Origin of the sequence: Bradyrhizobium sp. STM 3557 (genome assembly GCF_045571465.1) — a bacterium.
In the GTDB taxonomy this organism is placed as follows: domain Bacteria; phylum Pseudomonadota; class Alphaproteobacteria; order Rhizobiales; family Xanthobacteraceae; genus Bradyrhizobium.
Window position 1 is genome coordinate 5,884,548 of sequence record NZ_CP120697.1, and the last position, 14,529, is coordinate 5,899,076.

Consider the following 14,529-nt stretch of genomic DNA (forward strand, 5'->3'; position numbering starts at 1 on the left):
AAATCGTCCAGGGAGAAAACGGATGTTTCGGTTCAATGCCAGCGCGGTGCCGCTCGCCCTCTTGGCCACGACGGCTGCAATCTCACTTTTCCAGCCGGCCGCCGCGCAATCGGGCGATCCGATCAAGATCGGCGTGATCGCCGAGGTCCAGTCGATCGCGGGCGCGGCAACGCCGGGCGGCGCGCAGATCGCCGCCGACGAGATCAATGCCAAGGGCGGCGTTCTGGGCCGCAGGATCGAGATCGTCACCTACGACAACAAGAGCTCGTCTGCGGATTCGGTGCGCGCCTTCCAGCGTGCCGTGAGCGAGGACAAGGTCTCCGCTGTCATCGCGAGCTACATCAGCGAGGTGGTGCTGGCGCTGGAGCCCTGGGCGGCGCGGCTGAAGATGCCGTTGATCACTCCGGGCGCAGCGTCGAACGAGATCACGAAGGCGATCCACAATGATTATGAGAAGAACAAATATACTTTCCACGGCTATTTGACCTCGGCGGCGCAAGCCCAGCTTGTCTGCGACGCCGCCAAGGATCTCCTGGTCGACAACCTCAAGCTCAAGAGCGTCGCGATCATGAGCGAGGATGCGGCATGGACCAAGCCGCTCGACGTCGGCTACGAGTCCTGTTTGCCGAAGGCCGGGATGAGCGTCGTCGAGCATATCCGCTTCTCGCCCGATACCACCGACTTCACGCCGATCTTCAACAATATCGAGAGCAAGCGGCCGAACGCGATCGTGACCGGAATCTCCCATGTCGGCGTGCAGCCGACCGTGCAGTGGAAGAACCAGCAGGTGCCGATCCCGATGTTCGGCATCAGCGCGCAGGCACTGAGCCCGACCTTCTGGAATGACACCAACGGCGCCGCCGACGGCGTGCCATCGCTTGCAGTCGCGACTCCCGATGTCGCGGTGACACCGAAGACGAAGCCGTTTGCGCAGGCCTTCAAGGCCAAGTTCGGCACGCCGCCAGCCTATACCGGCTACACCGCCTATGACGACGTTTACATCATCGCGGAAGCAATCCAACGCGCGGGCTCAACCGATCCTGACAAGATGGTCGCGGCGATGGAGAAGACGAACTACGAAGGCACCATTGGCCGCATCCAGTTCTATGGCAGGGATGACGAGTTCACGCACGGGGTGAAGTCCGGCCCCGGCTTTATCACCGGCCTCGTCTTCCAGTGGCAGGACGGCAAGCAGGTCACGGTTTGGCCGAAGGCCATCGCCGAAGGCAAGCTGAAGTTCCCGGACTTCGTGAAGCTGTCGCAGTAACGGGGGCGCGGACACGAAGGGCGGATTGCCGAAGTGTCATCCGCCCACCCTTCGCGACGCACGCAAGATCCGGGCGCTCCCGCCTGGACGCCCTGCAAAGAGCCGCGGATTTTCGCGGCTCCCTGCATCGGACCTCTTCTTAGTAGCGATCAGCGCCGATGCCGACGCTCACGCCGGGCGCGTCGAACTCGACGCCGCCACGGTCTCGATAGCCGCGGCGCTCGTAATACCGCTCGCGAGGAGCATAGTCGTAGGCATTGCGGCCTTCGCGGATAATGACGCGACGCTCGCTCCGTTCGCGCCAGCAACGCCCGTATTCATTGCAGACCAGGCGAACGTTTTGAATATTGCTCTCCGGCGCGGAAGGAACCACGGGAGACAGCGGGGCAGCGGATGCAGCGCTCACAACCAGCGCACTTGCAGCGGCCGCCAAGGTGATTGCGAAAGTCCTCATAACATTTCCTCCGGTATGATCGTGTCGTGAGAAATAGGCTCGCGACACAATCGTTCCCGGCGACGCGAAATATTACGCGGCGCGAGGCAATGATGAATGACCTCGGAATAAACAACTGGGAGGCGACGGAACTACCCGTTGGGCACAATGCATCCGGCTCGGAATTGCGAGCGAGATAAGGTGCGGTCACCCCCGACCATCACACGGGGAAGCGTCCCGTCACTTCTTCTTGCCCATGGTCGGTGCGCCGGCTTTGGCAGCGGCAGCCTGCGCAGGCAGATATTTCGCGACAACAGCCGGGTCGATCTGGGCGAGCGCGCTGTCGGGCAGCCGGTTCCAGGTCTCGTCCTTGCCGAGGAGCGAGAAGCCAATATAGCCGCGCAGGGTCAGTTCCTGTCCGTCCGGGCTGACAGTCATCTTGGCGCTGTAGATTTTACCGTTGCGAGGATCGAGCACGTTGCCATCCTCGTATTTCAGGCCGTCCCGTTTCATGTCGCGGATGAAGGAAATGCCGAGCCACGGCGCATTCTTGCGGTCGTCGGTGCATTTCGCACAGGTCGGATTCGGCGGATCACCCGGCTTCGGAAACAGCTTCGCCATCACGCCTTCGTAAACGCCATTATGATCGACCACGAGCACGTACAGCACGGGCCTGCCGTCCTCGATCTTCTGCCACAGGCCGGCCGCGGAGGGCTCCTCCGCCGAGGCCGGACGCACGGCAAGCGCGCTCGCGAGCACGAGCGCAGCTGCGGCAAGCTTGAGCGCGCGCGGCATCGGCCGCAGCCTGGAAAACGCATCGAGCATCATCATGTCACCTTGACTAATCAACCAATCGCATTGCCGCAGACTAAGGCCATTTCGAGGACCATTCCAGTGCACCGCGCCGCGAGCCTCTCAAGAGGCCGCCGGCTGAAACATACGGACACAATCCACTTAGCTGACGCCGAGTTTCTTCTGCAGGCTCGAGGACGAGGTGGTGTACTGGAACACCAGCCGCTTCTCCGGATAAACGTAGCGATGCGCCTTCTGCGCCATCAGCGCGCCTTCGTGAAAGCCGCACAGGATCAGCTTGATCTTGCCCGGATAGGTATTGATGTCGCCGATCGCGAAGATGCCGGGCACGGAGGTCTCGAACGCCGAGGTCTCGACCGGAACGAGGTTGTTCTCCAGCGCAATCCCCCACTCCGCCACCGGACCGAGCTTCATGGTGAGGCCGAAGAACGGCAACATCATATCACAGTCGATCGTCTCGACTGCGTTGTCGTTGCCCTTGATGGTAGCCGACGACAGCCGGCCGTCGCTGCCCGCAAGACCGGTGATCTGGCCGATGCGCAGATCCATCTGGCCCGAACTCACCAAGGCGCGCATCTGCTCGACACTGTGAGGCGCGGCGCGGAAATCGTCGCGACGATGCACCAGCGTGACGCGCCTCGCGATCGGATGCAGATTGAGCGTCCAGTCGAGCGCCGAGTCGCCGCCGCCGACGATCACGAGGTTCTTATCGCGAAACTGCTCCATCTTGCGCACGGCATAGAATACCGAGCTGCCTTCATAGGCTTCGATGCCAGGCACCGGCGGACGTTTCGGCTGGAACGAGCCGCCGCCGGCCGCGATCACCACCACCTTGCATTCGAACACCTTGCCGGCGTCGGTGCTGACGCGGAATCCGGGATTGCCGATCTTCTCCACCTTCTCCACCATCTCGCCGAGATGGAAGGTCGGATTGAACGGCTTGATCTGCTCCATGAGCGCTTCGGTGAGGCCGTGGCCGGTGACCATCGGCACACCGGGAATGTCGTAGATCGGCTTCTCCGGATAGAGTTCGGCGCACTGACCGCCGGGCTTGTCGAGAATGTCGACGAGATGCGCCTTGATGTCGAGCAGTCCCAGCTCGAACACGGCAAACAGTCCGCAGGGGCCAGCGCCGATGATCAGCACGTCGGTATTGATCGCTTCGCTCATGTCGCTTCTTTATCGGTTGGAGGCGCCCGGCGGGCGTCGAAAGGATACGATGACAGGAGATTGCGGCCCAATCTGTCTAGCCAACACAAAGCCTTCGGGGAAGGCATAAATGCCGGCCGAGGACCGTGCCTGTATCGATGACACGGCTGCAAGGACAATGAAATGACGGAGATCAATCGGTGAACGCAGCTGCCATCGACACTTCGACGCCACGTCTTCGGGACTTCCCCTACCGGCTAAGGGACAACGTGCGCTTCGGCGATCTCGATCCCAACCAGCACGTCAATAACGCTGTTTATGCGACCTATTTCGAGACAGGGCGCGTGACGCTGATGAAGGATCCGCAATACGGCCTGATGCTGCCGGGCTTCGCCTGGATCATGGTGCGGCTCGACATGCACTTCCGCGCGGAGCTGCGCTGGCCGGGACAGATCGAGCTCGGGCTCGGCGTCGCCAGGTTCGGCCGCACCTCGGTGACCTGCGATCAGGTGGTGTTTTCGGAAGGGCGATGCATCGCCTCGGCGCAGGCCGTGATGGTCCTGATTGACGAGGAGACGCGCAAGCCGGCGCCGCTGACGGCAGAGCTAATCAGCGCCCTTCAGCCCTGGCTGCGGCGCGGCGTCAAGGGGACGCGGCCAGATCTCGCATGAGCGCCGGAAGGCCGGTGCGAGTGATCGGGTCGAGATCAGGCCTGCCGCTCGGGCGTAGAGACGGTGAGCCCGTCCAGCTCGTCGCTGACCTTGATCTGGCAGGACAGACGCGAATTCGGACGTACGTCATAGCCGAAGTCGAGCATGTCCTCCTCCATCGGCGAGGGCGGGCCAACCTTCTCGCGCCAGGCTTCGTCGACATAGACATGGCAGGTGGCGCAGGCGCAGGCGCCGCCACACTCAGCCTCGATGCCCGGAATGGCATTGCGAATCGCCGCTTCCATCACGGTCGCGCCGTTCTCGATCTCCACGCTGCGGGTTTCGCCGGTGTGGTCGACAAAATTGATCTTGGCCATGTGTGCTCGTACTGCGAAAGGAGGGTCGGGGTGTCCTATAACGGCTCGCCCCGTTCCGCGCTAGTGCAGCGGACGCGCCGTTCAGGACGGTCCGAGCATGTCCTCGATCGCGCCCCGCGCCTCGGCGACGGCGCAGCCAAGCTCGGCCAGCGCGCGGGTCGGATTGCCCTTGCGGATCGCCTCCTCCAGAGCCTGTGCGGCGTCCGCGACGTCGGCTGCGCCGATCGCCTGCGCCGACCCCTTCAGCGTGTGCGCGAGCGCCGCAGCATCCTCAGGCAGCGTGGTGAGGCGGGCAAACAGCCGCGCCGCCTGGGCCGCGAACATCGACAGCACCTCGCGCTCGAGATCGGGATCGCCAAGCGTCATGCTGCGAAGATGGTGGAGGCTGATCGGTCCGTCGTCGGGAACCAGCGGCGGCGAAGGCATCCAGTCGATCCATTGCAGGTCAAGCGACATGAACAGGTCCAAATCAGTGCGCGCGAGTCGCGCTCACCGAGCCAAGCACGGCAATAGTTAATGCATCCTTACCTAAAATTTGTCGTGGGGTAGCCTTGTTTTGGACCTACCACCGCCCCAATCGTGGAAAAAACGGGAATTTGCAAGATTTGTAATGCGTTATCCCGTGCCGCTGTTAACGATGATTAAGAATCTCTTAATCGCGACCATTTCTTTCACCTCGCGCAGCAAATAGGATGACGCCCGGATGGAGCGGGCTGGCCGGCGATTGCCGGGCCTTATGCCCGTGGAGGATGAATCCGGTTCCGAGCCTTCGAGGGGGCACTCGTGCGCGGCTCACCGGATTAGAGACGAGGGCTCAGACACATCATGGCGAACACCCCCAAGAAGGTCAAAGACCCGACTGAAGTCGCGCTGTCGGCCATTCAGGAGGCTTTGAACATCAGCGACGCGTCGGGGGCGGAAGGACCGCAGGGACCGGTGCGTAGCGACGGGGCGCCGCCGAGCATGCCGACCGGCACGCCGGCCTTCGACAATTTCGACCTGCGTGCGGGTCCTGCCTCCGAGCGGCCGGCGTTCGATGCGAACGACCCGCCCCCGCTCATCGCCCGCCGGCCGGCCAATGACGACCGCGAGACCATCGGCCAGCTCCTCCAGGCCATCCAGAAGGGTCGTCCGTCGCGCAGCGTCTACACGCTGGCCACGCTGTTTGCTGCCGTCTGGATCGTAGGTTGTGGCCTGCTCACCATCGGCTTCCTGCCGTCGCTGCAGAGCGCGATCGGCCAGAGCGGCGGCGTGCTGATTCTCGCCGGCCTCGCTGCGGTGTTCATCGCCCCCGTGCTGCTGTTCTACGTGCTGGCGAGCCTGGCCTGGCGCGGCCAGGAACTGCGGATGATCGCGCAATCCATGGCGCAGGTCGCGATCCGCTTCTCCGAGCCGGAAGGCGCCGCCTCGGATTCGATGGTCACCGTCGGCCAGGCGATCCGACGCGAGGTCGCGGCGATGGGCGACGGCGTCGAGCGTGCGATTGCGCGCGCGGGCGAGCTCGAAACGCTTGTTGCCAACGAGGTCGCCGCGCTGGAACGCGCCTACAGCGACAACGAGGTGCGCATCCGCGCCCTGCTCCAGGACATCGCCCATCAGCGCGACAACCTGGTCGGCCAGGCCGAGCAGGTCCGCAGCGCCATTTCCGGCGTGCAGATCGATCTGCGCCACGACATCGCGCTGATCTCGGACGCGATCGCCTCGCGCGTCGACGAGGTCGCCAAGAGCATCACCGGTGCGCTCGAGGAGCGCGGCGCTCACATCACGACCGCGCTCAGCAATGCCGGCGACAACATGATTCTGGCGCTCGGCGAGCGCGGCGGCGACCTGCTCGACCGGCTCGAGGAAGCCAGCGCAGAGACCACGCGCGCGGTGCTCGACGCCTCCGAGCGGCTGACCACCAGCCTGAACTTCAAGACCGGCAACGTCCACGACGAGTTCGCCGACCTCTCCGACCGCATCCACGAGATGCTGAACGACCGCATCGACCGCATCACGGCCGAGTTCGAGCAGCGGGCGGCTGCCATCGTCGACGGCATTTCGGTGCGCACCGAGCAGGTGCACGATTCGCTGAAGGCCTCCGGCGACTCGCTGCTGCTGGAACTCGATCTGCGCGGCAGCGATCTCGTCAGCAAGATCAACGAAGCCAGCCAGCAGCTGTCCGGCCACATCCTCAGCAGCGGCGAGAAGGCGAGCGAATCGCTTGACGCCACGGTCAACTCCCTCGTCTCCAAGGTGGTGGGCCAGACTGAAACAGTGCACGACGCGCTGTCGCTGCAGATGAGTGCCTTCGACGAGCTGGTGAGGAATCAGGGTACCGAGCTCGTAGAGAGGTTCGCCCGCGACTCCTCGACGCTCGGCGCGCTGATCACCCGCCATATCACCGAATTCGACCGGACCGTGAAGACGTTCGGCGGCGAGGTCGTGGAGCGCATGGGCCAGCGCACGCAGGAGATCGCCGACAGCCTGAAGAGCTATGTCGACAGTTTCGACGACAAGCTGAGCGTGAACGGCGGATCGATCACCGCCACGATGGATCAGCGCCTCTCCCAGTTCGAGACCACCATCGAGGCGCGCATCACCAATCTCGATGCGGCGCTCGACAACAAGATGCGGTCGTTCGACGAATCCGTCGACGGCCGGCTGAAGACGCTTGGCGACACCTTCGATACGCGCGCCCAATCGGTCACAGCCACGATCGAGGGCCGGCTCGGCGCGCTGACGACATCGATGACCGACGGCGCGGCGCAGGTCATCCAGTCGATCGATTCGCGCCTCAACGTCCTCACCTCGTCGCTCACCGACGGCGCCGCGCAGGCGATCCAATCGATCGACTCGCGCCTCACCGTCCTCACCTCCTCGCTCCATAACGGCACCGCCGAAGCGCTGGAGGCGATTGACGAGCGCATCGCCACCGTCTCGGAGACGATCAACGGCTCCAGCGTGCAGCTCACGGACGCCGTGACCGCCCGCTTCCAGGAGATTCACCAGAGCATCGACACCAAGGTCGGCTCGATCGCCACCGATATCGACCGCCGCGTCTCGCAATTCGAGGACCTGCTCGGCACGCGTGTCGAAGCGGCGGCCGGCCGCATCGAAAGCAGCGGGCGCCAAGCCAGCGAAGACCTGATGAGCCGTGCGGAACTGCTGTCCGCCAGCATCCGCTCGCATGTCGAGGATGCCGAGCGCGCGCTGACCAACCTCGTGGTCAACACCAGCGAGACCATCCAGACCGGCGCGCGTTCAGCCCAGCAGGCCCTGCTGACGGTGTCGAGCGATGTCGGGAGCCAGCTCACGGCGGTCACGACCGACGTCAGCACGCAGCTCAAATCGACCTCCGCCGAGGTGGAGCGTGCGCTCACCACCGCCGGCGAGGGCGCCGCCAATTCGATCGTGACCAGCGCCCGCGAGGCCCAGGCCACGCTGGTCACCTCATCGGGCGACACGGCCCACCAGATCAAGTCGCTCACGGTCGACATCGAGCGCACCCTGACGGCCGCGGGCTCGGCCACGGCGGCGGCGATCCTGGCCGGCGCGCGCGAGGTGCAGACCACGCTCGTGTCCGCCTCTTCCGAAGCCACCAACCACGTCAAGGCGCTCGCGACCGACATGCAGCAGTCGCTGTCGCTCGCCGGCACCGAGACCGCGCAGACCATCACCGCCGGCGCTCGCGAGGCGCAGGGCGCGTTGCTGGCCGCATCGAATGAAGCCGCCACCCAGGTCAAGGCACTCGCCGCCGACGTGCAGCGCTCGCTCTCGCTGGCCAGCACAGCGACCGCCGAGGCGATCACCGTCGGCGCCCGCGAGGCGCAGACCACGCTGATCAGTTCGTCGGCGGAAGCGGCGAACCACGTGAAATCGCTGGCAGCCGATATCGAGCGCACCCTATCGGCAGCGGGCACCAACACCGCGGCGTCGATCGTGAACGGGGCCCGCGACGCACACAGCACCTTGACCGCGGCTTCCGCAGAAGCGGCCGAGCACGTCAAGTCGCTGGCATCGGACGTCGAGCGTGCCCTCTCCGCGGTCAGCGCCAATGCGGCGACCTCCATCGTCGGCAGCGCGCGCGATGTGCAGACCACGCTGATTGCGGCATCATCCGAGACCGCCAACCACGTCAAGTCGCTGGCGGGCGATGTCGAGCGCGCGCTGTCGGCCGTCGGCGCCGACGCGGCGGCAGCCATCCTCAACAGCGCGCGCCAGGCCCAGACCTCGCTCACCACGGCGTCCACCGAGACCGCGGCGGCGATTGCCGGCAGCGTGCGCGAGGCGCAGAGCGTGCTGACCGTAACGTCGAGCGAGACCACCTCCGCGATCATCGGCCGGGCCCGCGAGGCGCAGGGTATTCTAGCCAGCGCGTCGGGCGAGACTGCCGATGTGATCATGAACAGCGCGCGCGAAGCCCAGATCGTGCTGACGACGACCTCGAGCGATACGGCTGGCCAGCTCAAGGCGATCACCGCAGAGATCGAGCGCTCGATCAACCAGGTCGCCGCGAGCACCACCGACAACATCCAGACCAGCGCGCTGAACGCCCACAACGCGCTCGTCGCGGCCTCGAACGAGGTCACGACCCGGGTGAAGTCGAGCTCGACCGAAATCGAGCGCACGGTGCTTGCCGCCGGCAACTCGTTCGGCTCGGCCATGACCGGCAAGACCGACGAGATCGTCACCTACGTGGCGCAGCAGGCCGAGCGGCTGGCCCAGCTCATCGACGGCAAGCGCGGCACGCTGGTCGAGGCGCTCGGCTCCAGGACGCAGCAGCTCTCGGTCGAGATCGACCGCGCCACATCGGATGCGCTGAAAACGATCGAGAGCCGCGGTCAGGCCTTCTCTCAGGCGATGCTCGGCAACGGCTCGGACGTTGCGCGCACCATCACCTCGGCGGGCGAGATCGCGACCGGCGCCATCAGCAAGTCGTTGAAGGAGCTGGAGACGGCCTCGCGGGCCGCGATCGAGCAGTCGCGCCAGGTGTCTGTCGCGGCGGTGACCGAGATGCAGGAGACCAGCAAGATCCTGCGCACCGACACGGTCGCATTGTTCGAGCGGCTGCGTGAGGGAAACATCCTGCTGCAGGAGGTGTTGACCGGCGCCCACGATAACCTGAACTCGCTCGAGCGTGCGCTGGTGACCCGCGTCGCCGACTTCGTGTCCGCAATGAATGACGTCACCACGCGCAACGGCGCCGCCACCGAGGCGCTGCAAGACCAGCTCAGCGTATTCAATACCAAGACCGCGAATGCGCTGGAGAACCTCAACGCGCTGTCCGGCCAGTTCGATGCGCATGGCAGGGCGCTGGTCGAGGCGGCCTCGGTCATCGACCAGAGCAACCGCGAAGCCTCCTCGTCGATCGGCGAACGCAAGACGATGATGGAATCGCTGATCACGACCATCGATCTGCGCACCGCCGATCTCGACCAGCGCCTGTCGCGCTTCACCACCCTGCTCGACGAGTCGCTGGCGGCGGCCGAGGAGCGCGCGCGCGACATCGCCCGCGTGGTGGCGGAGACGGCCGGTGCCGGCGCGACCGCGATCACCCGTCAGTTCGAGGCGATCCGCGCCAATGCCGAGGAAGAGCGCAAGCTCACGGCTGCGTCCCTGCACGAAATCTACCAGCAGGGCACGCAGGAATCGGACGAAATGTTCAAGCAGTCCGCCGAGAAGTTCGCCGCCCTGGTGGGAAGCATGAAGCAGATGGCCGGCGAGATGCAGCGTGAGCTCGAGGCCACTCGCAACGAACTCAGGCGCGGCGTGCTGGAGATGCCGCAGGAAGCCGCCGAGAGCACCGCGCAGATGCGCAAGGTGATCGTCGATCAGATCGAGGCATTGGCCGAGCTCAACCGCATCGTGGCGCAACATGGCCGCGGGCTCGATGTCGTCGCGGCCGCCCCCACCCGCGCCACCCCGGCAACGGTGCGCCAGGAGGTGCGTCAGGACGAGCCGATCGCGGTCGCGGGCGGCGGACGCACGGAGGCGCCGCGCGTGCGCGAGCCGAGCGGCAGCGCCAGCAACCTGCCGCCGCCGGATCTCGGCATGCAGCAGCCGCAGCCCCGCCGCGTGGAGGCGCCGCCGATGGGGCCACCGGCCGATCAAGGACGCGACACTTGGCTGTCCGATCTGCTCAGCCGCGCCGACAATGGCGGCGCTGCGGGACGCGAGGCGTCGCGCAACCGCGGGCCGGTGCCGCAATCCGGCAATCCCCTGGAATCGCTGTCGCTCGACATCGCGCGCCTGATGGACCGCGGTCTGGCCGGCGAGATGTGGGACCGCTACCAGCGCGGCGAGACCAAGGCCTTCACCAAGCGGCTCTATACGCCCGCCGGGCAGAAGGCGTTCGACGAGGTCGCCCGCAAGTACCGCGCCGACCGCACCTTCAAGCAGACTGTCGATCGCTACATCACCGAGTTCGAGCGGCTGCTCGACGAGGTGGCCCGCGACGACCGCAACCCGCAGGCGCTGCGCAACCAGCTCACCTCGGAGACCGGCCTCGTCTACACCCTGCTCGCCCACGCCGCCGGACGGCTGGCGTGAGAGGGGCGAATGGGGAGTGGGGAGTGGCGAGTAGTGATCAGCGAGTAGTGATCGGCGAGTAGTGATCGGCGAGTAGTGAAATAGCTCGTCGCGAAGCGAAAAACGGAGGCCCTACGGCCTCCGTTTTGTTTTCAGAGCTCCTCGGCTTCCGCGAATTGTACGTCGGGTCGAGCCGGGTACTTTCATTGACGCCCCTGCTCGCTACTCCCTATTCGCTACTCGCCCCCTCACCGCCGCCTGTCTGCAGCCGCGGAGGCCGGCTGCGACGCCTGCGCGTTGCTGGGACTCGAGGAGCTCGAGCTGGCGCCGAACAGCACCCGGGTCGGATTGCGATCGAAATTGTTCACCGCGCGGCTGATGTCGCCCAGGGTACGGCGGCCGTCGCTCATCAGCGCGCCAGAGCGCTTGTCGAAATCCTCCGCCAGTTCGCGGATCGACTTCACCGTCAGCATCAGTTCGCCGCCATCCTTGCCGCCGGCGAGCGAGTTGAGACCCAGCATCAGGCTATCGGCCTTGCTCATCACGCCGTCGACCCGGGCCATGACGTTGTCGATGCGCTCGGAGTTGCGCGCCAGCGACTGCGTGAAGACCTCGAGATTCTTCAGCGAATTGCGCACCGCGTCCTGGTTGTCGGCGACGATACGGTTGATGTTCTGCAACGTGCCGCGGATGGCCTCGGTAACGTCCTGCAGCCGCGCCGGATCAGCGGTCAGCACCGGCACGCCATCCTGGTCGAGCGGCACCGGCGGCGCGGCCTCGTCGCCGCCCTTCAGGGCAATTGCGGCGACCCCCGTCAGGCCCTGGAATTCGAGTCCGACCAGCGTGTCCTTGCGGATCGGGGCGCTGTTCTCGATCATTGCCAGCGCGACCACACGGCGCGGATTGTCGAGCTTCACCGAGATGACTTCGCCGACCCTGATGCCGTTGAAATTGACGCTGCCGCCGTTGCGCAGCCCTGCAGCAGGGCCTTCGAAGATCACGCGCAGCGGCCCGCGCTGCTTGGTGGTATGCAGGCTCTGGAACCAGAGGACGAATCCGACCGCGGCCGCAATCACCGCCAGCGTGAACGACCCGATCAGGACGTAGTTCGCCCGCGTCTCCATCATAAACTCCGGTGCTGGCGCCTACGCATTTGCCTGTCCCATCACAGCGCGCGCGCGCTTGCCGTGGAAATATTGCCGCAGCCAGGGGTGCTCGGAGGCCAGCATATCGGCCATTGATCCTGCCGCGATGATCTTGCCGTTCCCCAAAACGGCGATGCGGTCACAAGCCGTGTAGAGGCTGTCGAGATCGTGGGTTACCATGAAAACCGTCAGGCCCAAAGTGCGCTGCAAGGTCCGCACCAGCTCGTCGAAATCGCCGGCGCCGATCGGATCGAGGCCGGAGGTCGGCTCGTCCAGGAACACCAGTTCCGGATCGAGCGCGAGCGCCCGCGCCAGCGCGACCCGCTTGATCATGCCGCCCGACAGCTCGCTCGGAAAACGGTCCGCGACCTCTGGCCGCAACCCGACCATTCCGAGCTTGGCGACCATGATCTCGTCGAGCAGCCGCTGCGAGACCTTGAGATATTCGCGCACCGGAAACTGAATGTTCTGCCGCACCGTCAGCGAGGAGAACAGCGCGCCCTGCTGAAACAGGATGCCCCAGCGCCGCTCGACCGCGCGGCGCTCAGCCGAATCGGCGGCGTCGAGATCGACATCGAACACCTCGATGCGGCCGGAGACCTTCGGCACCAGTCCGATGATGGTCCGGGTCAGCACGGACTTGCCGGCGCCGGAGGGCCCGACAAAGCCAAGGATCTCGCCGCGCCTGACATCGAGATCGAGCCCGTCGAGCACGCGGGTAGAGCCGAACTGCACGGTGACGTCGCGCACGCGGATGACGGCGTCGGGAAATTCAAGCGGCGTCATGCTCACATCCCGACCGCCGCAAAGAAGATCGCAAACACGCCGTCCATCACAATGACGAAGAAGATGCCTTTCACCACCGAGGATGTGGTGTGGCGGCCGAGCGACTCGGCACTGCCCTGCACCGCCAGTCCCTCAACGCAGGCGACGATGCCGATCACCGCGGCCATGACAGGCGCCTTGATCAGGCCGACGGTGAAATGATTGATCGAGATCGAATCGCGCAGCCGCAGCAGGAACGCCTCCGGGTCGACCCCGCCATAGAGCCACGCGACCAGCCCGCCGCCATAGAGGGCTGCGATATCGCCGAGAAAAGCCAGGATCGGCAGTGCGATCACCAGCGCCAGCAGCCGCGGCAGGATCAAGACCTCGATCGGATCGAAGCCCATGGTGCGCAGTGCGTCGATCTCCTCGCGCATCTTCATCGAGCCGAGCTCGGCGGTATAGGCGCTGCCCGAACGGCCGGCGATCATGATCGCGACCAGGAGCACGCCGATTTCGCGCAGCACCAGCACGCCGAGCATGTCGACCACGAAGATGTCGGCGCCGAACCTGCGGAAATGGAAGATGCCCTGTTGCGAGATGATGCAGCCGATCAGGAAGGTGATGAGCACGATGATCGGCACCGCGCGCCAGCAGACCTGCTCGAGGTGGTGCACCGTCGAGGTCAGGCGGAAGCTTCGCGGACGGATGAACACCCTCCCACCCGCGACCAGCACCGCGCCCAGCATGTCGATCAGCGATGCGACGGTCCCGAAAATGCCGGCCACAGTGCGGCCGATCTGCTCGAGCATGCCAGTGATGGTGATCGTCGCGATCTCGGCCTCCGGCGCCACTGAAACACGGCGAACCTCGTCGACGAGCGAGGAATAGTTGGCGGAGAGCCCGTTGATCGTGGCTTCAATTGGGCCTTGCGAGAAGCTTCGGCGGAGCCGTTCGATCAGCCAGGCGCCGAACGTGTCGAGCTTGGCGATCTCGGAGACATCGATCGCGACCTCGGCTTTGCCGCCGGCAAGCTTCTCAGCTTCTGCGACCAGCTTCTCCAGCATCGGCGCAAACGGCGCGGTCCACGCGCCACCAGCCCGCAGCGACAATACCTTGCCCTGCGCATTCTGTTCCAACGTCGGACCAGCGCTCACGAATTCCGCCCCCAGGCCGATCGATCGTCGCCCCTCAAATTAGAAGGTTCCACCGCCCCATTACACCCCGTCGAATTTCGGCTCGTGCAGCGAGTTGACGTTAGCATGCCCTTCGTCAGAAGAAGGTTGTATACCGACGCCGAATCCAAGCCTCTCACTAGCAAGCATGAGTTAACCAGTGTTCCCTCGCCGCCAACATTCGCCGAAGTAGCGTCCGCGCAAGGCGCGAATGTTGATACCGGAACACGAGTCCGTGATAGGTG

The 14,529-nt window shown here is 65.1% G+C and carries 11 protein-coding genes; 3 read left to right on the top strand and 8 right to left on the bottom strand.

Annotated features, from left to right (window positions below; all coding sequences use genetic code 11):
- Positions 1 to 22: 22 nt before the first annotated feature.
- Entirely contained in the window at positions 23 to 1,267 is a 1,245-nt protein-coding gene (locus P6U24_RS27265) for an ABC transporter substrate-binding protein (RefSeq protein WP_407155539.1), read from the top strand.
- A gap of 139 nt (positions 1,268 to 1,406) precedes the next feature.
- Here the strand turns inward: P6U24_RS27265 and P6U24_RS27270 are convergent, their stop codons facing one another.
- The 3 genes from P6U24_RS27270 to P6U24_RS27280 form a co-directional block, all read right to left on the bottom strand.
- Positions 1,407 to 1,721: a hypothetical protein gene (locus P6U24_RS27270; RefSeq protein ID WP_407160606.1), complete on the bottom strand. Its 315-nt coding sequence runs from the start codon at positions 1,719 to 1,721 to the stop codon at positions 1,407 to 1,409.
- A gap of 219 nt (positions 1,722 to 1,940) precedes the next feature.
- On the bottom strand, positions 1,941 to 2,525 hold the full coding sequence (locus P6U24_RS27275) for a DUF2147 domain-containing protein (RefSeq protein ID WP_407160607.1): 585 nt from the start codon (positions 2,523 to 2,525) through the stop codon (positions 1,941 to 1,943).
- Between the two features lie 129 nt (positions 2,526 to 2,654).
- Positions 2,655 to 3,683, bottom strand: a complete 1,029-nt coding sequence (locus P6U24_RS27280) for an NAD(P)/FAD-dependent oxidoreductase (RefSeq protein ID WP_407155540.1) — start codon at positions 3,681 to 3,683, stop codon at positions 2,655 to 2,657.
- 179 nt (positions 3,684 to 3,862) lie between these two features.
- Between P6U24_RS27280 and P6U24_RS27285 the strand changes: the two genes are divergently transcribed.
- Entirely contained in the window at positions 3,863 to 4,333 is a 471-nt protein-coding gene (locus P6U24_RS27285; protein ID WP_407155541.1) for an acyl-CoA thioesterase, read from the top strand.
- 35 nt (positions 4,334 to 4,368) lie between these two features.
- Here P6U24_RS27285 and P6U24_RS27290 read toward each other — a convergent pair whose 3' ends face one another.
- Positions 4,369 to 4,689, bottom strand: coding sequence for a 2Fe-2S iron-sulfur cluster-binding protein (locus P6U24_RS27290; protein WP_407155542.1), 321 nt, complete (start codon positions 4,687 to 4,689; stop codon positions 4,369 to 4,371).
- A gap of 81 nt (positions 4,690 to 4,770) precedes the next feature.
- Positions 4,771 to 5,145, bottom strand: a complete 375-nt coding sequence (locus P6U24_RS27295; RefSeq protein ID WP_407155543.1) for an Hpt domain-containing protein — start codon at positions 5,143 to 5,145, stop codon at positions 4,771 to 4,773.
- A gap of 369 nt (positions 5,146 to 5,514) precedes the next feature.
- Between P6U24_RS27295 and P6U24_RS27300 the strand changes: the two genes are divergently transcribed.
- Positions 5,515 to 11,220: a methyl-accepting chemotaxis protein gene (locus P6U24_RS27300; RefSeq protein ID WP_407155544.1), complete on the top strand. Its 5,706-nt coding sequence runs from the start codon at positions 5,515 to 5,517 to the stop codon at positions 11,218 to 11,220.
- Between the two features lie 227 nt (positions 11,221 to 11,447).
- Here the strand turns inward: P6U24_RS27300 and P6U24_RS27305 are convergent, their stop codons facing one another.
- The 3 genes from P6U24_RS27305 to P6U24_RS27315 are packed head-to-tail and all read right to left on the bottom strand — an operon-like array spanning position 11,448 to position 14,266.
- A complete protein-coding gene (locus P6U24_RS27305) occupies positions 11,448 to 12,323 on the bottom strand; it encodes an MlaD family protein (protein WP_407155545.1) in 876 nt (291 codons plus the stop codon).
- 21 nt (positions 12,324 to 12,344) lie between these two features.
- Positions 12,345 to 13,130, bottom strand: a complete 786-nt coding sequence (locus P6U24_RS27310) for an ABC transporter ATP-binding protein (protein WP_407155546.1) — start codon at positions 13,128 to 13,130, stop codon at positions 12,345 to 12,347.
- 2 nt (positions 13,131 to 13,132) lie between these two features.
- The gene (locus P6U24_RS27315; RefSeq protein ID WP_407155547.1) at positions 13,133 to 14,266 is read right to left on the bottom strand and encodes an MlaE family ABC transporter permease; all 1,134 of its coding nucleotides are present in this window, start codon (positions 14,264 to 14,266) and stop codon (positions 13,133 to 13,135) included.
- Positions 14,267 to 14,529: the final 263 nt, after the last annotated feature.